Origin of the sequence: Pseudomonas sp. S36 (assembly GCF_016647875.1) — a bacterium.
GTDB lineage: Bacteria > Pseudomonadota > Gammaproteobacteria > Pseudomonadales > Pseudomonadaceae > Aquipseudomonas > Aquipseudomonas parafulva.
This window is the reverse complement of sequence record NZ_JACVVG010000024.1, coordinates 1-23368: the sequence shown is the minus strand read 5'-3', so window position 1 is coordinate 23368 and position 23368 is coordinate 1. Positions and strand designations below refer to the sequence as shown.

The 23368-nt window shown below is 64.2% G+C and carries 16 protein-coding genes; 8 read left to right on the top strand and 8 right to left on the bottom strand.

The features are described 5' to 3' along the window. Nucleotides 1–231 precede the first annotated feature (231 nt). A complete protein-coding gene (gene aceF, locus IAE36_RS14665) occupies nt 232–1890 on the bottom strand; it encodes a dihydrolipoyllysine-residue acetyltransferase (protein ID WP_201213144.1) in 1659 nt (552 codons plus the stop codon). Between the two features lie 13 nt (nt 1891–1903). Beyond that, nucleotides 1904–4549, bottom strand: a complete 2646-nt coding sequence (gene aceE / locus IAE36_RS14660) for a pyruvate dehydrogenase (acetyl-transferring), homodimeric type (RefSeq protein ID WP_028635266.1) — start codon at nt 4547–4549, stop codon at nt 1904–1906. 383 nt (nt 4550–4932) lie between these two features. Between aceE and glnE the strand changes: the two genes are divergently transcribed. From glnE to IAE36_RS14620, 8 genes are all read left to right on the top strand, one after another. Next, nucleotides 4933–7866, top strand: coding sequence for a bifunctional [glutamate--ammonia ligase]-adenylyl-L-tyrosine phosphorylase/[glutamate--ammonia-ligase] adenylyltransferase (glnE, locus tag IAE36_RS14655; RefSeq protein WP_201213142.1), 2934 nt, complete (start codon nt 4933–4935; stop codon nt 7864–7866). 139 nt (nt 7867–8005) lie between these two features. After that, entirely contained in the window at nt 8006–9055 is a 1050-nt protein-coding gene (waaF, locus tag IAE36_RS14650; RefSeq protein WP_201213141.1) for a lipopolysaccharide heptosyltransferase II, read from the top strand. Continuing rightward, nucleotides 9056–10114 (top strand): lipopolysaccharide heptosyltransferase I, encoded by a 1059-nt coding sequence (gene waaC, locus IAE36_RS14645; RefSeq protein WP_201213140.1) that lies wholly within the window; start codon nt 9056–9058, stop codon nt 10112–10114. Beyond that, on the top strand, nt 10114–11238 hold the full coding sequence (locus tag IAE36_RS14640; RefSeq protein WP_201213139.1) for a glycosyltransferase family 4 protein: 1125 nt from the start codon (nt 10114–10116) through the stop codon (nt 11236–11238). The genes waaC and IAE36_RS14640 overlap by 1 nt, the downstream gene beginning before the upstream one ends. After that, entirely contained in the window at nt 11235–12041 is an 807-nt protein-coding gene (gene rfaP, locus IAE36_RS14635; RefSeq protein WP_028635261.1) for a lipopolysaccharide core heptose(I) kinase RfaP, read from the top strand. The genes IAE36_RS14640 and rfaP overlap by 4 nt, the downstream gene beginning before the upstream one ends. Beyond that, nucleotides 12041–12775 carry a lipopolysaccharide kinase InaA family protein gene (locus IAE36_RS14630; RefSeq protein WP_028635260.1) on the top strand — a complete coding sequence of 245 codons (735 nt, stop codon included), beginning with the start codon at nt 12041–12043 and terminating at the stop codon, nt 12773–12775. Before rfaP ends, IAE36_RS14630 begins: the two co-directional genes overlap by 1 nt. Continuing rightward, the gene (locus tag IAE36_RS14625) at nt 12772–13524 is read left to right on the top strand and encodes a lipopolysaccharide kinase InaA family protein (RefSeq protein ID WP_201213138.1); all 753 of its coding nucleotides are present in this window, start codon (nt 12772–12774) and stop codon (nt 13522–13524) included. The genes IAE36_RS14630 and IAE36_RS14625 overlap by 4 nt, the downstream gene beginning before the upstream one ends. Then, nucleotides 13524–14966, top strand: a complete 1443-nt coding sequence (locus IAE36_RS14620) for a lipopolysaccharide kinase InaA family protein (RefSeq protein WP_201213137.1) — start codon at nt 13524–13526, stop codon at nt 14964–14966. Before IAE36_RS14625 ends, IAE36_RS14620 begins: the two co-directional genes overlap by 1 nt. Here IAE36_RS14620 and IAE36_RS14615 read toward each other — a convergent pair. From IAE36_RS14615 to IAE36_RS14590, 6 genes are all read right to left on the bottom strand, one after another. Further along, entirely contained in the window at nt 14939–17734 is a 2796-nt protein-coding gene (locus tag IAE36_RS14615; protein ID WP_201213135.1) for a dermonecrotic toxin domain-containing protein, read from the bottom strand. The two genes, IAE36_RS14620 and IAE36_RS14615, sit on opposite strands and share 28 nt — an antisense overlap. Nucleotides 17735–17804: 70 nt before the next feature. Then, complete coding sequence (locus IAE36_RS14610) at nt 17805–17981, bottom strand: hypothetical protein (RefSeq protein ID WP_177331223.1); 177 nt, start codon at nt 17979–17981, stop codon at nt 17805–17807. Beyond that, a complete protein-coding gene (locus IAE36_RS14605; protein WP_201213133.1) occupies nt 17978–19090 on the bottom strand; it encodes a PepSY-associated TM helix domain-containing protein in 1113 nt (370 codons plus the stop codon). Before IAE36_RS14605 ends, IAE36_RS14610 begins: the two co-directional genes overlap by 4 nt. Nucleotides 19091–19146: 56 nt before the next feature. Beyond that, nucleotides 19147–21579 carry a TonB-dependent siderophore receptor gene (locus IAE36_RS14600; protein ID WP_201213131.1) on the bottom strand — a complete coding sequence of 811 codons (2433 nt, stop codon included), beginning with the start codon at nt 21577–21579 and terminating at the stop codon, nt 19147–19149. A gap of 108 nt (nt 21580–21687) precedes the next feature. Next, the gene (locus tag IAE36_RS14595; RefSeq protein ID WP_201213129.1) at nt 21688–22644 is read right to left on the bottom strand and encodes a FecR domain-containing protein; all 957 of its coding nucleotides are present in this window, start codon (nt 22642–22644) and stop codon (nt 21688–21690) included. Beyond that, nucleotides 22641–23156, bottom strand: a complete 516-nt coding sequence (locus IAE36_RS14590; protein ID WP_201213127.1) for an RNA polymerase sigma factor — start codon at nt 23154–23156, stop codon at nt 22641–22643. The genes IAE36_RS14595 and IAE36_RS14590 overlap by 4 nt, the downstream gene beginning before the upstream one ends. Between the last annotated feature and the right edge of the window lie 212 nt (nt 23157–23368).

Genomic DNA, 23368 nt, shown 5'->3' with positions numbered 1-23368 from the left:
ACGCGCCCGTTGGACCACGTCGAATCTGGCAAGGTTGCATCATGTCCCTATGGCTGGCAAGCGGCCATGTTTGAGGGTGTGTAATGGTTATCGGCCAGGTGGGCGGGAAAGTTAGATCGCCTCGGGTTTTTCGGCGGACAAAAAAAAGCCCCGCCAAACGACGGGGTTGAGGTACGAGCGTGGCAGCTCGAAAAAAGTCCTGCCCCTCGCCAGGAGGGGCAGTGTGCAGCGTTACAGCAGCAGGGTGCGGATGTCGCCCAGCACATCGCCCAGACGCTTGGTGAAGCGCGCGGCGGCAGCGCCATTGATCACACGGTGATCGTAGGACAGCGACAGCGGCAGCATCAGCTTGGGCTGGAAGGCCTTGCCATCCCACACCGGCTGCATGGTGGCTTTCGAGACCCCCAGGATTGCAACTTCCGGTGCGTTGACGATCGGCGTGAAGCCGGTGCCGCCAATGTGGCCGAGGCTGGAGATGGTGAAGCAGGCGCCCTGCATCTCGTCAGCCGACAGCTTCTTGGTGCGGGCTTTTTCGGCCAGCGCCGCGGCTTCGGCAGCCAGTTGCAGCAAGCTCTTCTGGTCGACGTTCTTGATCACCGGTACCAGCAGGCCATCCGGGGTGTCCACGGCGAAACCGACGTTGACGTACTTCTTGCGGATGATCGCCTTGCCGCTTGGGGCCAGCGAGCTGTTGAAGTCTGGCAGTTCCTTGAGCAGGAAGGCGCAGGCCTTGAGCAGCAACGGCAGCACGGTCAGCTTCACGCCTGCTTTCTCGGCCACAGCCTTCTGCGCCACGCGGAAGGCTTCCAGCTCGGTGATGTCGGCAGAATCGAACTGGGTGACGTGCGGCACGTTCAGCCAGCTGCGGTGCAGGTTGGCAGCACCGACCTGCATCAGGCGGGTCAGGGCCACTTCTTCCACTTCACCAAACTTGCTGAAGTCCACGGCAGGGATCGGCGGGATGCCTGCGCCACCGGTGGCACCGGCAGCTGCGGGTGCTTCCTTGGCCTTCTGCATCATGGCCTTGACGTAAACCTGCACGTCTTCTTTCAGGATGCGACCGTGTGGGCCGCTGGCCGCCACTGCGCCCAGCTCGACACCGAATTCACGGGCCAGCTGGCGCACGGCAGGGCCGGCATGAACCTTGGCGTTGCTGCCGGCAGCCGGCGCAGCGGCAGCAGGTGCAGGTGCAGCGGCAGGGGCGGCAGGCGCAGGAGCACTTGTCGCCGCGGCCTGTTCAGCCTCGGCCTTGGCCGGCGCCGCAGCCGCAGCCGCAGGGGCTGGAGCAGCGGCCGGCGCGGCGCCAGCCACTTCCAGCTTGAGGATCAGGTCACCGGTGCCAACCTCATCGTCCAGCTTGGCGATGACTTCCTTCACCACGCCGGCGGCGGGGGACGGGATTTCCATGGAGGCCTTGTCGGACTCCAGGGTGATCAGCGACTGGTCGGCTTCGACGGTATCGCCAGCCTTCACCAGCACTTCGATGATCTTGGCCTTGCCCGACGAACCGATATCCGGCACGTGAATGTCCTGCACGCTGGCCGCAGCCGGTGCAGCAGCGGGGGCCGGGGCAGCTTCTACGGCAGGCGCTGGCGCCGCTGCTTCTGCTGCAGGCTTCTGCTCGGCCGCCGGTGCCTCAGGGGCCGCAGCAGCGGCACCTTCGGCTTCCAGTACCAGCAGCTCGTCGCCTTCTTTCAGGCGGTCGCCCAGCTTGACCTTCAGTTCCTTGACCACACCAGCCTTCGGTGCCGGGATCTCCATGGAGGCCTTGTCGGACTCCAGGGTCAGCAGGCTCTGGTCCGCCTCGATACGGTCACCGACCTTGACGAACAGCTCGATGATTTCACCTTCACCGCTGCCGATGTCAGGTACGCGAATGAGTTCGCTCACTTAAAAATACTCCTCAGCAGTCCAGGGGGTTGCGCTTGTCCGGGTCGATACCGAACTTGACGATGGCGTCAGCCACAACCTTGGGTTCGATCTCGCCACGGTCAGCCAGGGCTTCCAGGGCAGCCAGCACCACGAAGTGGCGGTCGACTTCGAAGAAGTGACGCAGCTTCTTGCGGCTGTCGCTGCGACCGTAACCGTCGGTACCCAGGACCTTGAACTCTTTGCTTGGCACCCACTGGCGAATCTGTTCGGCGAACAGCTTCATGTAGTCGGTAGACGCGATCACCGGGCCTTTGCGACCGGTCAGGCACTGCTCGACGTAGGTCTGCTGTGGCTTCTGGCCAGGCTTGAGGCGGTTGGCGCGTTCCACGGCCAGGCCGTCACGGCGCAGTTCGTTGAAGCTGGTGACGCTCCACACGTCGGCACCGACGTTGAACTCTTCACGCAGGATCTTCGCTGCCTCGCGCACTTCGCGCAGGATGGTGCCCGAGCCCATCAGCTGCACATGGTGTGCGGCGTCACGGGTGTCTTCTTCCAGCAGGTACATGCCCTTGATGATGCCTTCCTCGGCACCGGCCGGGATGGCAGGCTGCTGGTAGGATTCGTTCATCACGGTGATGTAGTAGAAGATGTCCTGTTGCTCTTCGGTCATCTTCTTCATGCCGTCCTGGATGATCACCGCCAGCTCATAGCCGTAGGTAGGATCGTAGGTGCGGCAGTTCGGGATGGTACCGGCCATCATGTGGCTGTGACCGTCTTCGTGCTGCAGGCCTTCACCGTTGAGGGTGGTACGGCCGGCAGTACCGCCGATCAGGAAGCCACGGGTGCGGCTGTCGCCAGCGGCCCAGGCCAGGTCGCCAATGCGCTGGAAGCCGAACATCGAGTAGAAGATGTAGAACGGCAACATCGGCTGGTTGTGGCAGCTGTACGAGGTGCCGGCAGCGATGAACGACGACATGGCGCCGGCTTCGTTGATGCCTTCCTCGAGGATCTGGCCCTTCTTGTCTTCGCGGTAGAACATCACCTGGTCTTTGTCGACAGGCTCGTAGAGCTGGCCGACCGACGAGTAGATGCCCAGCTGGCGGAACATACCCTCCATACCGAAGGTACGGGCTTCGTCCGGGATGATCGGCACGATGCGCTGGCCGATTTCCTTGTCCTTGACCAGCTGCGCCAGAATACGCACGAAGGCCATGGTGGTGGAGATTTCGCGGTCGCCCGAGCCGTCCAGGATCGCTTTCAGCGTTTCCAGTGGCGGGGTAGGCACGCTGAAGCTCTTGGCGCGGCGCTGCGGCACGAAACCGCCCAGGGCTGCGCGGCGCTCGGCCAGGTACTTGGCTTCGGCGGAACCTTCTTCAGGCTTGAAGAACGGCAGGTTCTCCAGCTCTGCATCCTTGACCGGGATGTCGAAGCGGTCGCGGAATTTACGCAGGCTGTCGACGTCGACCTTCTTGGTGTTGTGCGCGGTGTTCTTGGCTTCGCCCGCACCGGTACCGTAGCCCTTGATGGTCTTGGCCAGGATAACGGTCGGCTGCTCTTTGTGGTTAACAGCCTGGTGGTACGCCGCGTAGACCTTGTACGGGTCGTGGCCGCCACGGTTGAGCTTCCAGATCTCGTCGTCGGACAGGTCTTCGACCATGGCCTTGAGCTCTGGGGTGTTGAAGAAGTGCTCACGCACGTAGGCGCCGTCTTTGGCCTTGTAGTTCTGGTACTCGCCGTCGATGACTTCGTCCATGCGGCGCTGCAGGGCACCGTTGGTGTCCTTGGCCAGCAGTGGGTCCCAGAAGCGGCCCCAGACCACCTTGTTGACGTTCCAGCCACCGCCACGGAACACGCCTTCGAGTTCCTGGATGATCTTGCCGTTGCCGCGCACAGGGCCGTCGAGGCGCTGCAGGTTGCAGTTGATGACAAAGATCAGGTTGTCCAGCTTCTCGCGGCCGGCCAGGGAAATAGCGCCCAGGGATTCCGGCTCGTCGCACTCGCCGTCGCCCATGAAGCACCAGACTTTCTGCTTGCCAGCCGGGATGAAGCCACGGGCTTCCAGGTACTTCATGAAGCGTGCCTGGTAGATGGCCTGGATCGGGCCCAGACCCATCGATACGGTCGGGAACTGCCAGAAGTCAGGCATCAGCCACGGGTGCGGGTACGAGGACAGGCCGTTGCCGTCCACTTCCTGGCGGAAGTTGTTCATCTGCTCTTCGCTGATGCGGCCTTCCATGAAGGCGCGGGCGTAGACGCCTGGTGAGGCGTGGCCCTGGAAGAACACCAGGTCGCCGCCGTGTTCTTCGGTCGGGGCCTGGAAGAAGTAGTTGAAGCCGATGTCGTACAGGGTGGCGCTGGAGGCGAAGCTGGAGATGTGTCCGCCCAGGTCCGAGTCTTTCAGGTTGGTGCGCATGACCATGGCCAGGGCGTTCCAACGCACCATCGAGCGAATGCGGCGTTCCATGAACAGGTCGCCAGGCATGCGTGCTTCGTGGGTGACAGGGATGGTGTTGCGGTATGGCGTGGTGATCGCATACGGCAGCTGAGAGCCACTACGGGTGGCCAGCTCGCCCATACGGGTCATCAGGTAATGAGCGCGGTCTTCGCCTTCTTTGTCGAGGACCGACTCCAGGGCATCCAGCCATTCCTGGGTTTCGATTGGATCGAGGTCTTGCATGGCTTGCTCCAGGGCGGAAAGGCAACCAGAATCGGTTGCCTGAGATTGCGACTGGCCTTATGGGCAGACGTCGTGAATTCTTGGAATACCGGGGTATCGTCCGGCGCCGTGTAGTTTTACTACATTTGCTTTCTCATTTCATGCCTTTGCACGCCATGGGTAGTAGTAAAACTACAGCTGTGCGACGTTCGGTCGCATCTCGGCTTGTGAGGAAAAACGTTCATGTTGGTTGGTAGTGAGTCGCGAACGGGTGGTCATTGATGTTTGTTGCCACAAAAACAGGCATTTCAGCTATTTCCAACCTTTGTACGACAGTCCAACCGTGGGCCGGTATCTACTTGGCCGCTTTCCCTCTCCCTTTTCACGCCGATCAAGGATAGACCATGCGCCTACCTTTGCCCTCCGATCTGCCACCTGCCCTGCAGCCACTGGCCACGCGCAATGGGCAGTTTTTGCAAGATGCCGTGGCTGCCCACCCCGGCCTGGACCTGAACCTCTGGAGCTCGTTGCACCGCCAGCAGTTCGATCAGGTGGCCGCCGCCAGCGATTTCGTGCTCGGCCTGGCCCAGCGTGACCCTGCCATGCTCTTCGGCCTGCTGGCCGCGGGCGCGATGGACCGGCGCCACGCGCCCGGCGAGCTGCGTGCCCAGGTCGCCGAGGTAGCCCAGGCGGCGCAAACAGAAGAAGAACTGGCGCGTAACCTGCGCCGTGAGCGCAACCGCCAGCAACTGCGGATCATCTGGCGGGACATCACCCGCCAAGCCGACCTGGCTGAGACCTGCCGCGACCTGTCCGACCTGGCCGATGCCGCCATCGATGAAGCGTACCAGTGGCTGTACCCGTGCCACTGCCAGCAGTTCGGCACGCCCATCGGTAACCGCAGTGGCCAGCCGCAGCACATGGTGGTGCTGGGCATGGGTAAGCTAGGGGCCGGCGAGCTGAACCTGTCGTCGGACATCGACCTGATTTTCGCCTTCCCGGAGGGTGGCGAAACCGAAGGCGTGAAGCGTTCGCTGGATAACCAGGAATTCTTCACCCGCCTGGGGCAGCGCCTGATCAAGGCGCTGGATCCTGTCACCGTCGACGGCTTCGTGTTCCGCGTCGACATGCGCCTGCGGCCCTACGGCTCGTCTGGGGCACTGGTGCTTAGTTTCAATGCGCTGGAGCAGTACTACCAGGACCAGGGCCGCGACTGGGAACGCTATGCCATGATCAAGGCGCGGGTGGTGGCCGGGGACCAGGCAGCCGGGGCGCAGTTGCAAGACATGCTGCGCCCGTTCGTGTACCGACGGTACCTGGATTTTTCGGCGATCGAAGCCCTGCGCACCATGAAACAGCTGATCCAGCAGGAAGTGCGGCGCAAGGGCATGGCCGACAACATCAAGCTGGGTGCGGGTGGTATCCGCGAGGTTGAGTTCATTGCCCAGGCCTTCCAGCTGATCCATGGCGGGCGGGACCTGAGCCTGCAACAGCGGCCGCTGCTCAAGGTGCTGGCAACGCTGGAGGGGCAGGGCTACCTGCCGCCCGCGGTGGTGGCGGAGCTGCGCGAGGGCTATGCGTTTCTGCGCTATACCGAGCATGCCATCCAGGCCATTGCCGACCGCCAGACGCAGATGCTGCCCGACAGCGACACCGACCAGGCACGGGTTGCGTACATGCTCGGGTTCGCTGACTGGCAGGGCTTCCAGGCCCAGCTCAGCCACTGGCGGAGCCGTATCGACTGGCACTTCCGGCAGGTGATCGCCGACCCGGATGACGAGGACGGTGAAAGCGAGCTGGTGGTGGGCGGCGAGTGGTCGCCGCTGTGGGAGCAGGCCCAGGACGAGGAAGCAGCGGGTCGCCAGCTTGAACAAGCCGGCTTCCGGCAACCCGTTGAAGCCTTGCGCCGCCTGGCGGCACTGCGCTCCAGCCCGCAGTTGCGCTCGATGCAGCGTATCGGGCGCGAGCGCCTGGATGCCTTCATCCCGCGCCTGCTGGCCCAGGCCATCGAACACGAAAACCCCGACCTGGTGCTGGAGCGGGTGTTGCCGCTGGTCGAAGCCGTGGCGCGGCGTTCGGCCTACCTGGTGCTGCTGACGGAAAACCCCGGGGCGTTGCGGCGGCTGTTGACGCTGTGTGCGGCCAGCCCGTGGATTGCCGAGCAGATTGCCCGCTACCCGTTGCTGCTCGATGAGCTGCTCAACGAAGGGCGCCTGTTCAGCCCGCCGTTGGCGCCGGAGCTGGCCAGCGAGCTGCGTGAAAGGCTGACCCGTATCCCCGAGGACGACCTGGAGCAGCAGATGGAGGCCTTGCGCCACTTCAAGCTGGCCCACAGCCTGCGCGTGGCAGCCTCGGAAATCAGCGGCAACCTGCCGCTGATGAAGGTCAGCGACTACCTTACCTGGCTGGCCGAAGCCATCCTCGACCAAGTGCTGGCCCTGGCCTGGCGGCAGACTGTGGCCCGCCACGGCCAGCCCGTGCGCAGCGACGGCAGCCCCTGCGACCCGGGCTTCATCATCATTGGTTACGGCAAGGTCGGCGGCCTGGAGCTGGGTCATGGCTCGGACCTTGACCTGGTGTTCATCCACGACGGTGACCCGCAGGCGGAAACCGACGGCGCCAAACCTATCGACAGCGCGCAGTTCTTCACCCGCCTGGGCCAGCGCATCATTCACCTGCTGACCACCCAGACCAACTCGGGGCAGCTGTACGACGTGGACATGCGCCTGCGGCCTTCTGGCGCATCCGGGCTGCTGGTCAGCTCACTGGGGGCGTTCCAGCGCTACCAGCAGAACGAAGCCTGGACCTGGGAACACCAGGCCCTGGTACGCGCCCGGGTGCTGGTGGGTTGCCCGCAGGTAGGCGCGGCCTTCGAGGGCGTACGTGCCCAGGTACTGGGCCAGCCTCGGGACCTGGAAAAGCTGCGCATCGACGTGAGTGAAATGCGCGCCAAGATGCGTGACAACCTGGGCACCAAGGCAACCGCCGCCGGCACGGCGGCCAATGCCTTCGATGCCGGCATGCCCTTTGACATCAAGCAGGATGCGGGCGGTATCGTCGATATCGAATTTATGGTGCAATACGCCGCTTTGGCCTGGTCGCACGACCATGCGGCCATACTGCGATGGACCGATAACATCCGCATCCTGGAAGAGCTGGAGCAGGCGAACCTGATGCCGGCCAGCGACGCGGCGTTGTTGCGTGAAGTGTACAAGGCGTTCCGCTCGGCCTCGCACCGCCAGGCATTGCAGAAGCAGGCCGGGGTGATCGACGCGGCGCAGTTTGCCGATGAACGCCGTGAGGTACGGCGTATATGGGGTGAGCTGGGCCTTACGTGAAAGGCCAATCGCCTGTAGGCGGGCTTGCCCGCGAATGGCCCACGTGGGTGGTACACTGTCCGCCACATAGCCTGAATATAAAGAGGGGAGGCCAGGCTTACCGCAGCCTGCAGCCTCCCCGAGTGTTTCTGGACTAAGCATGAGAATACTGATCATTGGCCCCAGCTGGGTCGGCGACATGGTAATGGCGCAGACCCTGTTCCAGTGCCTGAAACAGCAGCACCCCGACTGCATGATCGATGTGCTCGCCCCCGAGTGGAGCCGGCCTATCCTCGAGCGCATGCCTGAGGTGCGGCAGGCGCTTAGCTTCCCGCTTGGCCATGGTGCGCTGGAACTGGCCACCCGCCGGCGCATTGGCAAGTCATTGGCCGGTCAGTACGACCAGGCCATCCTGTTGCCTAATTCGCTCAAGTCGGCGCTGGTGCCGTTCTTTGCCGGTATCCCCAAGCGCACCGGCTGGCGCGGCGAGATGCGCTTTGGCCTGCTGAATGATGTGCGCAAGCTGGACAAGACCCGCTACCCACTGATGATCGAGCGTTTCATGGCCCTGGCCTACGCGCCGGGGGCAGCGCTGCCGCAACCTTACCCGCGCCCCAGCTTGCAGATCGAAGCCCAGAGCCGCGACGCTGCCCTGGCCAAGTTCGGGCTGGAGCTGGACCGCCCGGTGCTCGCACTGTGCCCAGGTGCCGAGTTTGGCGAGGCCAAACGCTGGCCTGCCGAGCATTACGCTGCAGTCGCCGACGCGATGATCCGCCAGGGCTGGCAGGTATGGCTGTTCGGCTCGAAAAACGACCACCCGGTGGGTGAGCAGATCCGTGACCGGCTAATCCCTGGTTTGCGTGAAGAATCGTCCAACCTGGCCGGTGAAACCTCCCTGGCCGAAGCCATCGACCTGATGTCCTGTGCCCAGGCCGTGGTGTCAAACGATTCTGGCCTGATGCACGTGGCAGCTGCCCTCAACCGCCCGCTGGTGGCGGTGTACGGTTCGACATCGCCTGGCTTCACACCGCCGCTGGCCGAACAGGTGGAAGTGGTGCGCACCGGCATCGAGTGCAGCCCGTGTTTCGACCGGACCTGCCGGTTTGGCCACTACAACTGCCTGCGCCTGCTGCAGCCAGGCAGCGTCATCGCGGCCTTGCACAGCCTGAGTGGCCCGGGGTTGATTGATGCTGTGGTCGAGGTCGAATAAGTGCGGGTACTGATCATCAAGACTTCGTCGCTGGGTGATGTGATCCACACCCTGCCGGCCCTTACCGATGCGGCCCACGCCATACCCGGCATCCGCTTCGACTGGGTGGTGGAAGAAGGCTTTGCCGAAATCCCCAGCTGGCACCCGGCCGTGGACCAGGTAATCCCGGTGGCGATCCGCCGTTGGCGCAAGAACCTGTGGCAGACGCTGCGCAGCGGCGAATGGAAGGCGTTCAAGCAGCGCCTGCGCGCGCGCAAGTACGACCTGGTGATCGATGCCCAGGGCCTGGTCAAGTCGGCCTGGCTTACCCGCTATGTCAAGGCGCCCATCGCCGGGCTGGACCGCTATTCTGCCCGTGAAGGCTGGGCCAGCCGCTTCTACGACCGGCGCCTGTCGGTTGCCGTCGGCCAGCATGCCGTGGAGCGTGTTCGCCAGTTGTTCGCCATGGCCCTGGCCTATGACCTGCCGGAAGGGATCGGCCAATACGGCCTGGACCTCGACCGCCTGCAACTGCCACCGGCTGCACCCTACGTGGTGTTTCTGCATGGCACCACCTGGGCCACCAAGCATTGGCCCGAAGCCTATTGGCGCGAGCTTGCCGAGCGCATGGGCCGTCGCCGGCTGCAAGTGCGCCTGCCTTGGGGCAACCCGGCGGAAAAGGCCCGGGCCGAGCGCATCGCCCAGGGCTTGAACAACTGCCAGGTGCTGCCCAAGTTGAACCTGGCAGGTGTGGCCCGCGTGCTTGCCGCTGCCAAGGCTTGCGTCGCGGTCGATACCGGCCTGGGCCACCTGGCCGCAGCGCTCGATGTGCCTACCTTGTCGCTGTTTGGCCCAACCAACCCCGGCCTTACCGGGGCCTACGGGCGGACCCAGGTGCACCAGGCCAGTGACTGGCCGTGCGCGCCCTGCCTGCAAAAAAAATGCACCTACAAACCGAGCGCCGAAGACCTGCGCCGGTACGATCCGAACCGCGAGTGGCCGCTGTGCTTCACTCGCCTGAATCCCGAGCATGTGGCGAGCCGCTTGAGCGCGCTGCTGCTGGCTGAGGATGTCCGTTGATGCAATTGGCTTTCGTGCTTTACAAATACTTCCCCTTCGGTGGGCTGCAGCGCGACTTCATGCGCATCGCCCTGGAGTGCCAACGGCGCGGCCACCAGATCCGTGTGTACACGCTGATCTGGGAGGGCGACATCCCCGCAGGTTTCGAAGTACTGGTGGCGCCGGTCAAGGCGATCTTCAACCACCGCCGCAACGAAAAGCTCACCGCCTGGATGCAGGCCGACCTGGCCGAGCGCCCCGTCGACCGCCTGATCGGCTTCAACAAAATGCCGGGGCTGGACGTTTATTACGCTGCCGATGGCTGCTTTGAAGACAAGGCCCAGACCCTGCGCGGTGGCCTGTACCGCCGCTGGGGCCGTTACCGGCACTTTGCCGAGTACGAGCGGGCCGTGTTCGACAAGCACGCCAGCACCGAGGTGCTGATGATCTCCGAAGTGCAGCAGCCGCTGTTCATCAAGCATTACGGCACCCCGGTCGAGCGTTTTCACCTGCTGCCGCCGGGTATTTCCCAGGACCGCCGGGCCCCGGCCAACGCCGCCGAGATTCGCGCGGGTTTCCGCCAGGAATTCAACCTGGCAGATGACGAACTGCTGCTGGTGCAGATTGGCTCCGGCTTCAAGACCAAAGGTGTGGACCGTAGCCTGAAGGCGCTGGCTGCGCTGCCTTCGGCCTTGCGCAAGCGCACCCGGCTAATGGTGATCGGCCAGGATGACCCCAAGGTGTTCCAGCTGCAGAGCGCAACCCTGGGCCTGGGTGACCAGGTGCAGTTCCTGAAAGGGCGCAGCGACATCCCGCGTTTCCTGTTGGGTGCCGACCTGTTGATCCACCCGGCCTACAACGAGAACACCGGTACGGTGTTGCTCGAAGCGCTGGTAGCAGGCTTGCCGGTGCTGGTGTCGAAGGTGTGCGGCTACGCGCATTACATTGCCGAGGCCGAGTGTGGCCTGGTGCTGGACGAGCCGTTCGAACAAGAGCAGCTCAACGGCTACCTGCAGCGCATGCTCGAAGACCCACAGGCCCGCGCCGACTGGTCGCGCAACGGCCTGCGCTTCGCTGATACCGCCGACCTGTACAGCATGCCGCAGCACGCTGCCGACGTGATCCTGGGGCAGGAGGGCGTATGAAGCTGATACTGGCCGAACCCTTCAAAAGCCTGTGGGCCGGGCGTGATGCCTTCGACGCCGTGGAAGCCTTGCAAGGCGAGGTGTACCGGGAGCTGGAAGGGCGTCGCACGCTGCGTACCGAGGTGGCTGGCGAAGGCTTTTTCGTCAAGATTCACCGCGGCATCGGCTGGGGTGAGATTGCCAAGAACCTGCTCACGGCCAAGCTGCCGGTGCTCGGTGCAGGCCAGGAATGGCGAGCCATCCAGCGCCTGCATGAAGTGGGTGTACCGACCATGACCGCCGTTGCCTACGGTGAGCGCGGCAGTAACCCGGCCACGCAGCACTCGTTCATCATCACCGAAGAACTGGCGCCCACCATCAGCCTGGAAGACTTCAGCCTCGACTGGGTGAAGCAACCACCCCAGCCGCGCCTGAAGCATGCGCTGATTGCACGGGTGGCCGAGATGACCGGTGGCATGCACCGCGCCGGGGTGAACCACCGTGACTGCTACATCTGCCATTTCCTGTTGCACACAGACCGGCCGGTGACGGCGGATGGCTTCAAACTGTCGGTGATCGACCTGCACCGTGCGCAGACACGGGCGAAAATCAGCCGGCGCTGGCGCGACAAAGACCTGGCCGCCCTGTATTTCTCGGCCCTGGACATTGGCCTGACCGCCCGCGACAAGCTGCGCTTTTTGCGCGCGTACTTCCAGCGCCCGTTGCGCGAGGTGCTGCGGGACGAGGCCGCGCTGCTGGCCTGGCTGGAACGCAAGGCGCAGAAACTCTACGACCGTAAGCAACGCTATGGGGATGCACTCTGATGGCGAGTTGGACACTGGCGCCAGGTTATCAACATCTGGCGGCGGACTTCGGCAGCCTCGATGCGGTGTTTGCCATCCAGGGCGAGCGCCTTACCCGCGACCCGCTCAGCGAGGTGGTGCGGATCGAGCGTGACGGGGTCAACTACTACGTCAAACGCTACACCGGTGCCGGCAAGCACATGCGCCGTTACCTGGGCCGGCCGCGTATCAAGGCCGAATGGCAGAACCTCAAGCAGTTCGACAAGTGGGGCATTCCCACGGCCGAAGTGGTGGCCTGGGGGCTTGAGCGCAACGGCCTGGCCTTCGGCCGCGGTGCCATGATTACCCGCGAGCTGCCCAACACCGAAGACTTGTCGGCCTTGGCCGAGCGCCATGATGCGCGCCTGGCCGACCGCGCGTGGGTCGACCATATCAGCCGCCAGCTGGCCCGCCACACCCGGGTCATGCATGAGCACCGCTTTGCCCACAACGACCTGAAATGGCGCAACCTGCTGGTCGACGACCAGGGCACGGTGTTCTTCATCGACTGCCCCACTGGCGACTTCTGGCGGGGCTTCATGTGGCGTCACCGGTTGATCAAGGACCTGGCCTGCCTGGACAAAGTGGCCAAGTATCACTTGTCTGCCACCCAGCGCCTGCGCTTCTACCTGCAGTACCGTGAGCGCAACCGGCTGAACGACCGGGACAAGAAGCGTATCCGCCAGGTACTGGGCTTTTTCGAGGGAAGGGAATGACCGACTACGTGGCCAGCGACGACAGGGCGCTGCTCAAACGCCATGGCCTGGACGATTTCGAGGCGCTGTGGGCGTTGCAACTGGACGCGGTGGACGAGCCCAATACCGGCCGTGGTGGCTGGAGCAGCGTGTTCCGCCTGGAGCTTGAGGGCAAGGGTTACTACCTCAAGCGGCAAAGCGACTACCTGACCCGCACCCTGCACCGGCCGTTCGGCGAACCCACCTTCGCCCGCGAATTTCGCAACATCGTGCGTTACCAGAAACTGCACATACCGGCCCTGCAGGCGGTGTTCTACGGCGAACGCAAACAGGCTGGCCAGCACCGGGCGGTGCTGATGACCCGTGCGCTGGACGACTGGAGCGACCTCGACAGCCAACTGGCGCAGTGGGCGCAGGTGGGCGCCGCTGCGCGCGACGGCATGCTGATAGCGTGCGGCCAGTTGGCGCGTACGCTGCACGCCGCCGGCCAGGTGCATGGGTGCTTTTATCCCAAGCACATCTTCCTGCGCCAGCGCCGGGAAGGCTGGGACGCACAGCTGATCGACCTGGAAAAAACCCGGCCGTTGCTGTTCGGCATGCGTGACCGCCTGCGCGACCTGGAGCCATTGCTGCGCCGGGCGCCGGTGTGGGGTGAGCACGACGTGCGCACGCTGCTGGCGGCCTACCTGGCGCAGCCTGCAGGCAGCACGCTGGTCGACACTTGGCTGCAACGGTTGATGCAACGCCGCCATCACAAAGAGGCACGCTGATGCACCTGTCTGAACTGAAAGCGGCAGGTCGCCACCCGTCGCTGCCCCTGAGCCTGACCCTGGCAGATGCTGCCGGTGGTGCCGATTTGCAGTTGCTGAGCCTGCTGCGTGTGCTGCCAGGCCAGCGTTACGTAGGCGCGGGTATCTGGCGGGGCATTCCGGTGCTGGCCAAGCTGCTGGTAGGCAGCAACGCCGCACGCCAGTTCCAGCGTGAGCTGCAAGGGGTGAAACTGCTGGCCGAGCAAGGCCTGACGACACCGAAGCTGCTGGCTGATGGCCTGGTGGAAGGTGAAGGCGGCTGGTTGCTGTTCGAGTTTCTCGATGGCGCACAGAGCCTGGCTGATGCCTGGGCTGGCGTGGAACAACTGCCTGCACTGGCCGACGAACAACAGGCCGTGTTGGGCGAGGCGCTGACCGCCGTGGCACACATGCACCGGCAGGGCTTGTGGCAGGAAGACCTGCACCTGGACAACCTGCTGCGCCACGGCGGTAAGCTGTACCTGATCGACGGCGCCGGTATCAAGGCTGAAACGCCTGGCCAGCAGCTCTCGCGGCCACGGGTGCTGGAAAACCTCGGGGTGTTCTTTGCCCAGTTGCCCAAACGCCTGGAGCCCTTCATCGAAGAGCTGCTGGTGCATTATCTGCTGGCCAATGCCGAACATGCGCTGCCCCTGGAAGCCTTGCAGAAGCAGGTAGACAAGGTGCGCGCCTGGCGCCAGAAGGACTACCTGGAAAAAGCCGGCCGCGAATGCAGCCTGTTCAGTGTGCAGCGCAGCCTGGCTGGCCTGCGCGCAGTGGTGCGCAGTGAGGCCCAAGCCATGCTGCCGGTGCTCGAACAGGCCGATGCACTGATCGACCGAGGGCACCTGTACAAGACCGGCGGCGCCGCCAGTGTGGCGCGCATCGAGGTCAATGGCCGCCCGTTGGTGCTTAAACGCTACAACATCAAGAACACCGCGCACTGGTTCAAGCGGTTCTGGCGCCCGAGCCGTGCCTGGCATTCATGGATCGAAGGGCACCGCCTGCGTTTTCTGGATATCGCCACGCCGCGCCCCCTGGCGGTGCTGGAGCAGCGGGTGATGGGCTTGCGCAGCACGGCCTACCTGGTGACCGAATACATCGACGGGCCAGACCTCAGCGCCTGTTTCGCGCCGCACGTTGAAACGGGGCAGGCCCCTGAAGAGCAGGTTCAGGCGCTGGTACAGCTGATGCAGCGGCTGATCGCCGAGCGCATCAGCCATGGCGACTTCAAGGGCCATAACCTGTTCTGGCAGGGCAGCCAATGGTCGCTGATCGACCTGGATGCCATGACCCAGCATGCGACCCAGCTGAGTTTTGCCCCGGCCTATGCCCGCGACCGCGCACGGCTGCTGCGCAACTGGCCCAGCAGCAGCGCCCTGTACCAACGCCTGGATCAACTGCTGCCCACGCTGACCGCGTAGCCCTGCGGTAGCGCCAGCCAGGCGCTGCTGCGCCCGGCCTGGCGCACACGCATGCGCCACTGCTGGCCCTGCCAGCGCAGGATGGCCCAGGCGTGAACGGCCGCCGCTGAGGCACTTTCCAGTTGCAGGTGGTAGTGATCAAGCAGCAGGTGCCTGCGCAGGGGGAAGGCGTGTCCACCTGCCAGCAGGTAGAGCTGGCCAGTGCTGAGGTACAGGCCCGGGGTACCCGCAGGGGTGCCGAGTGGCACTTCGGCCAGACGACAGCCGTCCAGCAGCGCTCCCAGGTCAGGCAGGCCGTCGTACCAGAGCACGGGCGAATCCACCACCCACTCACCGTCCTTGCGGCGCTTTACCGGCACCTTGGTGTACGCGTCGGGCTGGCGAGGGTCGACCACGCGCCATCGATAGCCGTCGAAGGCGACCTGATACGTGCGGCCTGCCGAGTCCTTGATGAAGTAGAACGTGACCCCAGGATAGGGGGATTTCTGTTCGTAGATGCCTTCCTTGTGAATACCGTCTACCCGGTAATGCAGCTTCTGGGTGTCTACGCGCAGGGCCAGGGCTGGCGGCAAAAGCACAGGCGGGGTCGGTGGCATGCCCCTGATCGCCCTGCGCACTACGGTGGAGCCACCGATGCTGTTTATACCGTCGTTGACATGGGTAAAGGCTTCTACCAGATGCTTCAGTACACCCACACGATCTTCCTGCTTGTAGGCCTGGGTCATGTCCAGAACAGAGATCACCGCACGGCCGAATGACAGTGGTGTCAGCGCGCGGTTTGGCAGTACCAGGCTAACCAGGTCGAGCAGCACCCACAGGGCATGAAGGCTGAACTCGCCAAGCAGCTCCAGCTTGGTATTGGTGCTGGCATCCACCATGGCGAGTGCTGCCCGTACTTCGGCCAGGTAGCGGGCCTGCTGAAAATTGCCAGTGATGACCGGCGTGGCGATTCTTGGCCCCATGCGGCCTTTCAGCAGGCCCCGCTCCAGCTGGGCATGGTCTGCCAGTGGCAGGCGCTCCTTGAGGTAGTCACGCAACAAGGGCTGAGCGCGCAGTGTGCGCAGCAGGTGGCGGGCGTTGCGGTACTCGCGCCAGGCCCGTCGGTCCGGTGCGTCGGGGGTGTACACCACGAACCGCTGCAGGCCCGGGGTATCCGGTGTGATCAACATGACGCCCATGACTGTGTGGCTGTCGATCAGGCACTGACGAACACTCAACCGGTGGCCATGGCTGTGCCGCTGTTCGCTGTCCGGGTGATCGATGACCGCCCTGCTCCAGGCGTAGCCCCGTTCGAACACGTCTTCAAGATAATGCCCGGCGTAACGGGCCTTCGCTGCCTCGGCCTGCATGCGTGCCGTGCTGATCGCAATGTATTGCTGTTCACGCCACTGTGCATCGGGTGAGGCCAGCAGGTGGGCACGCAGGTACCGGCTGTAGGTTTCACCCACGTTCAGGTCGCGGACCAGTTGCTTGATCTGTGCGGGGGTAACCTGCGGGACGGCGCTGTTGTCTTTGCGGTGTACGCGTGCGGTGAGCCAGTAGTCGATGTCCAGCCAGGCAACATTGAGCGCTGCCAGCTGGTCGAGGCGGTAGGTTTTGCCCACCAGCTCGATGGTGTCGCCGACCTGGGGGCGGCTTGCCGCCGGGATGTAGCCTGTGGCAAGGCCTGGGTGCAATACAGGGCCGCGCTGACGGGCCATGGTCACGCTGACATACAGCTCGAGCGGGTCGGCGTCGAACTGGTGGCGCTGGCGCAGGGCCGCGCGCAGGCGCTCACACGTCCAGGCGTTCAGGCTGTTCTGGTCCAGAAACTGCTCGTGGCTGAGGATGCCAGGGGCGGCGGCGCGGTCGATGGCGATGACCAGTTCCTGCATGGTCTGCATCACATGGGTGAGGGCTTGTGGCGAGGCGTTCTTCAGCCAGGCCGGAGAATTGCGTTCCAGCAACAGGCCATAGCGGGTATGCAGGGCGGGCGGGCTGCCCGCCAGGGGTAGCAGGTCGGCAGCGTGTTCCAGGCGCTCGGCCAACTCGGGCCAGTTCACCTGGCCCGCTGGCACGGCTGCCTCCCATACGTGGGTCAGGCGTACACGCTGGCCATCTATCAGCACTTGGGCCTGGTGCTGCACCAGGTCGTCGTTGAACCACTCGTAGCGCAGGCGCCCGGCGTTGCGCGCCAGGTCGCGCGTTTGCTCATCAGGCAGATGACGCAACAGCGGTTGGCTCTGCAGTGGGTCATCCAGCCGTTCGCACAGCTCCACATGCAACTCCGCCAGGTCATCGAACGCCTCGATGCCGTGGGACAAACTGCACAGCAGCGCATATTCACTGGGTTGGGCCGGGTCTGGCATGCGCCCTTCAGGGCCACCTTCGATGATGATGAAGGTGCCGGGCAGGTAGCCACGCCAGTTAGGGGCGCTGATATCCAGCATGGGCCGGTAAACCTGTGGCCGCGTGGGGCTGGGCAGGTGCTGGCGCTGCCACGGCAGCGGCAACTCGATGCAGGTTTTCATCAACTCGGCGTGGTTCGAACCCAGGGTATGGTCGCCAATGCGCAGGTTGATCTGCGCCAGCAGCTGGGCGCGTAACACGGCGGCCAGCCTGGCTTGGCGTGTTGAGGGGGTGGCGCCGGTGTCCAACCAATAGGCGGCGAGGTCGGCAAAGTAACGCTGGCGTGCCTCCAGCCAGGGCAAGCGGGTGTCGGGTTGGGGTAGCGGGGTGAGCAGGTCGGCTAACTGCTGGTCGTAGGCGATGAATTGTTGCAGGCTCATGGGCGGCACTCTGTGGGTTGGCGCCATAGCCTGGTGGGCCTGGCAGGCTCAGGCGCGTTACCCGGGTACCTCAACGTTTGCCGAGGCCGTACACTCCCAATACCGCCGGCAGGCCAAGGCCCAGCCAGGCCAGCATGTCCCATACGCCGTCACCGAGCAGTGCGGCGAACAGCCCCGCCGCGCCAAGCACCGCGATCAGCCCTGGCCAGGCGAAGATACGCCAGGTACTGCGTGAGCTGTGGCTCATGGTTTTTGCTCCCGCGCTCTGCGCTGCTTGCCCCACCACAGGTACAGGCCACTGAGCAGTACCACGATGGTCAGGGTATCGAGTACCGCCCACAGCACCTGCATGGGCCGCCCGCCGTAATCGCCGAAGTGCAGCGGCTGCGAGAGCCCCATGGCATCCATGTACCAGGGGCGCTCACCAACGGCGGTCACCGTTAGGTTGCGGGCGTCGATCAGGACCGGGGTGAGCAGGTGCGACGTCAGATGGCTGGCACCCTTCATGAACACGGCGTAGTGGTGCTCGCTGGAAAAGCGCGTACCCGGGAAGGCGATGAAGTCTGCCTGCATGCCGGGTGCAGCCTGCTCGGCGATGTGCAGCAGGTGACTGGCCGGCGCCCGCTCGGTCAGCGGCGGGGCATCACGGTAAGGCGCCACCATGGTCACCAGGCTGTCGTTGCGCCAGGCGGCGATCACCAGGTCGGACAGCGCGCTGATCACACCCGTTACCCCGACCACCAAGGCCCAGGTCAACGTGACGATGCCAATCAGGTTGTGCAGGTCGAGCCAGCGCAGCCGGGTGGATTTGTCCCGGCGCACTGCCGCAAAGGGCAGCCGGCGCATGAACGGTGCGTACAGCACGGTGCCGGAGACGATCGCCACGATGAACAGCACCCCCATGAAAGCGAGCAGCAGCTTGCCCGGTAGCCCGGCGAACATGTCCACGTGCAGGCGCAACATGACCATCATGAACCCGCCATTGGCGGCGGGCATGGCCACGGCCTCGCCGGTGCGGGCGTCGAGCATGAAGGTGTGGGAGGCATTGGGCTCGGTGCCGGCCGTGGCGGCGGTAATGGCAACCACACCGTCGGGTTCGTCGGCATCGAAGCCGAAGTACTGCACGACGTCACCCGGGCGGTGCTGTTCTGCCTTGAGCACCAGTTGCTGCAGGTCCAGGTGTGGAGTACCCGCAGCCATCTGGCGCAGCTCGGGCGCATCGCCCAGCAGGTGTTCCAGTTCGTGGTGGAAGATCAGCGGCAGGCCGGTAATGGCCAGCAACAGCAGGAACACCGTGCAGACCAGGCTGCTGTAAGTATGAACCGTCGACCAGCGGCGGATGGTTGGGCTTTTCATCGGGGTACCGGTTGGGGCGTTCAAGCTGGGGGGCCGCAACGCGGCCGCCCCGTTACTCAGAACTGGTAGGAAGCGCTGGCCACCACGCTGCGTTCGTCACCGTAGTAGCAGTAGTAGCTGTCGCAGGTGGACAGGTAGTCCTTGTTGAACAGGTTGGTGGCATTGACCGCAACCGACGCACCTTTGAGGCTGTTGGCAAGGCGGCCCAGGTCGTAATGCATGGAGGCATCGAACACGGTGTAGGCATTCGCCTTGCCCAGGTAGGTGTTGGCCTGGTCGCCGTAGGTGTTGCCGGTGTAGCGCGCGCCCAAGCCGATGCCGAACCCATCGAGTGCCCCTGCGTGCCAGGTGTAGTCGCCCCATACCGATGCCTGCTGGTTAGGCATCAGTTGCAGGCGGTTACCTTTGTAGTCGCCTTTCTGGACATCAGATTTGGCCAGGGTATAGGTGGCGATCACCTTCAGGTTGTCGCTCACATCCGACACGGCTTCCAGTTCCAGGCCACGTACTTTCACTTCACCTGTCTGGCTGGTGATGGTGATGCCGCCGACGGTGTTGGTTACTGACACGTTCTTCTGGGTCAGGTCGTACACAGCAGCAGAAAGCAGGGTGCTGGAGCCTGGCGGTTGATATTTCACCCCCAGCTCCCACTGCTTGCCTTCGGTGGGCTTGAACGACTCGGTAGGTGATGCCGTTGCGTTGAGGGTGGGCTGGAAGGACTCGGCGTAGGACAGGTAAGGCACGAAGCCTGAGTCGAACACGTAGCTGAGCGCGGCGTTGCCGCTGAACTGCTTGTCCCGCTGGGTATGGGTGGCGTCGTCTTTATTGAAGAACTTGGTGCCCGTGTGCACCCAGTCTTCACGACCGCCCAGGGTCAGGCGCCAGTTGTCCAGTGCCATCTGATCCTGCAAGTACACGCCGGTTTGCCGGGTTTTCTGGTTGTAGTCGTAGAACGCAGTGGAGCGGGGCGGGCGGGTGATGGGCAAGCCATACACCGGGTTGTTGACGTTGCTGTCCGGCACGTCAAAGCCGAAGATCGACAGGTAGTTGGTGTTGATTCGCTGGTGGTCCAGGCCTATCAGCAAGGTATGGCTGAGGGCGCCGGTGTTGAAGTCCGCCTGGAAGTTGTTGTCCACCGCAAACTGGCTGATGTCTTCATCGGTGTTGGTGGACATGCGCCGAACGGTGCCATCGTCACTCACAGGCGGGCTCTCGCGGTTGTAGCTGCCGGGGGTGATGGTCTGGAACGCCAGGTCGGACTTGGTGTAGCGCACGTTCTGGCGGAACTGCCACACGTCATTCAACCGGTGCTCGAAGGCATAGCCCAGCGCGTAGTACGTGCGGTCGTAGTATTCGTAGCCTGGGTCGCCCAGGTTCTTGTGGTGCGACACCTTGCCGAACGGCATGTCGATCTTGGTGCCTTGTACGGGCCGGAACTGGCTGGTGGCACCGGTATCGTCGCGGGTGAACTGGCTGAGCAGGGTCAGCGAGGTGTCTTCGTCGATGTTCCAGGTCAGGCTGGGCGCAATGTTGTAGCGCTTGTCGTCGATATGATCGATGGGCGTACCGCCATCGCGAACCACACCGCTGATGCCGTACAGCCATTGCCCCTGGTCGTCGATCTTGCCCGTGCTGGCAAAGTTGATCTGGCGATGGTTGTCGCTGCCATATTGCAACTCGATTTCATGACTGCTCTCGGCCTGCGGGCGACGGCTGACCATGTCCAGCAGGCCGCCGGGCGGGGTCTGGCCATACAGCGATGAGGCTGGGCCGCGCAGCAGGGCCAGGCGGTCGAGGTTCCAGGTTTCTGCCTTTGGGTTGGCATACACGCCCCGCGGCAGTGGCAGGCCGTCGAGGAACTGGGTGGGTTCGAAGCCGCGCACGCGCATCCAGTCATAGCGGGTGTCACTGCCAAAGCTCGCCGAGACGATGCCCGGCATGTAACGCACCGCATCATCCAGGCTGTGAACGCCACGGTCTTTCATTTGCTCACGGGTGGCCACAGAGATGGAACGGGGCACCTCGACCAGTGCGGTATCGGTCTTGGTGCCTGCCGCGGTGCGTTTTGCCACGTAGCCTTCCACCGGGCCCCAGGCATTTTCGCTGACGCTGGCGGCATCCACGGTGGTGGCCGGCAGGGCCAGGCTGCCCTGTGCAACCGCTACCAGGCTGTAGCTGCCCACGCTGCTCTGCTGCAACTGCAGGCCACTGCCTTGCAGCGCGGCCTGCAGGGCGCCCAGGCCGTTGTACTGGCCATTGACCGGTGCCGACCTGCGGCCGCTGACCAGCGCCGGGTCGATGGCCAGGGCGATGCCGGCCTGGCTGGCGATCTGGTTCAGGGTAGCGGCCAGCGGCCCGCTGGGCAGCGCGTAGGCACGGGTGGTGGACTGCTCGGCGGCCAGTAAGGCGGGGCTTGCCAGGGGCGCGCTCACGGCGATGGCCAGGGCCATCAGGCTGGGGCGCAGGATACGATCGACAGCTCGGGACATGCAGCGGCTCCTAAACGGATAAGTGCTAACTGCTTCCTTGCCGGGCGAGGTTTGAAAAGTGACAGGGGTAGGGCAAAAAATAATGGGCCGGTGCAATGCCTGGCCAAGTTACCGGGGTGTGACGTTGACCCACCAATGGGTATGTCGCTCGATCTTGACCGGCAGCGCGGGTACCAGTGACTCCAGTGCCAGGTCAGTATCGGCCAGCGGGAAGCTGCCGCTTACCCGCAGGTCGGCGACCTTGTCGTCCACGCCCAGGTAGCCGCTGCGGTAGCGCCCCAGGGTGGCCAGCAGGTCGGCCAGGCGCATGTCTTCCACCACCAGCATGCCGCGGGTCCAGGCGTCTGCGCCGGGCGCCACGGCGCCGATCTGGCCCAGGCCATTGGCGTTCATCAGCACCTGCTGGCCCTCGCTCAGCACCTGCTCATCACCGCTGTTGGAGGGCCGGGCGCCTACCGAGGCCTGCAACACCTCCAGGCGCGTGCCTTCGGCCTCCCGGCGTACCAGAAAACGCGTGCCCAGTGGCCGCAGGCGGCCGTCATCGGTGCGTACCAGCAGTGGGCGCGGGTCTTCGTGGCCGGTCTCGATGGAGATTTCACCCTGATGCAGCACGATTACCCGCTGCTGGCCTTGGTAATTGATATCCACGGCGGTGTGGGTATTGAGGCTGAGCATGGTGCCGTCTTCCAGGCGCAGGGTACGCAACTCGCCGGTGGCAGTGCGTTGGTCTGCCAGCCAGTAGCTCGGCGCCAGCGAGGGCGCGCCCACCCACGCCAGCAAGGAACCGAGCAGGAACAGGCCGGCCAGCCCCCCGCCAAGCTTGCTGACACGCTGGCGCAAACCTGCCCGCGATTGCAGCAGGGCCTGGCGTGCCGGGCCTGCGGCCGCGCTGACGCGGGTATCCAGGGCCGCAAGTTGGCGCCAGGCACGGGCATGTTCATCGCTGGCGGCGTGCCAGCGCATGAAGGCACTGCGCTCATCCGGGGCTGTGCCAATGTCGTCCAGGCTGAGCTTCCAGGCAATGGCGGCCTCCAGCACCTTGGCTGACACCGGTGCGTTGTTCACGTAGGTTCCCCATACAGAGCCACGTAGCACTGGCGCATGCCCTGGGCGATGTACTGGCGTACCCGGGATACCGATACCCCGAGGCGTTCGGCGATTTCGGCGTGGCCCATGCCGTCGAGGCGGTTGTGCAGGAAGGCGGTGCGGGCCTTGCTGGACAGCTTGCCCAGCAGGCGGTCGATGGCTTTGAGGTCTTCGAGGATCAGGTGCTGCACCTGGGGCGAGGGGTGTTCGGCAGGGGGCAGCTGCGCAAGCTCGGCCAGGTAGGCTTGCTCCAGGGCAGCGCGGCGGAAGTGATCGAACATCAGGCCCTTGGCCACCGCAGCCAAGAACGCCCGTGGCTCACGCGGGGTTTGCAGCTGCTCACGGCCGAGCAGGCGCACGAAAGTGTCCTGGCTGAGGTCTTCGGCACGTTGGCGGCAGGCCATGCTGCGTTGCAGCCAGGCGAGCAGCCAGCCGCGATGGTCGCGGTACAACGCACCGACCAGATCGGCGTGTGGGCTCTGAGCAGGCAAGCAGCGTCCCCCCTGGAACGTATGCACTAACTAACGATAACTATTCGCGATTGTTACAGAGGCGCGGGGGGATGTGCAATGGACGGTCATCGGGTACCCAGCCTTTAGGTTTGCGATGCCGCGCAGTTGATTTATTTCGCAAGCAGGTCACATCACCCTGAGGGAGCGGGTTTACCCGCGAAACAGACAGCGCGGTGCATGGCACCGGCTTC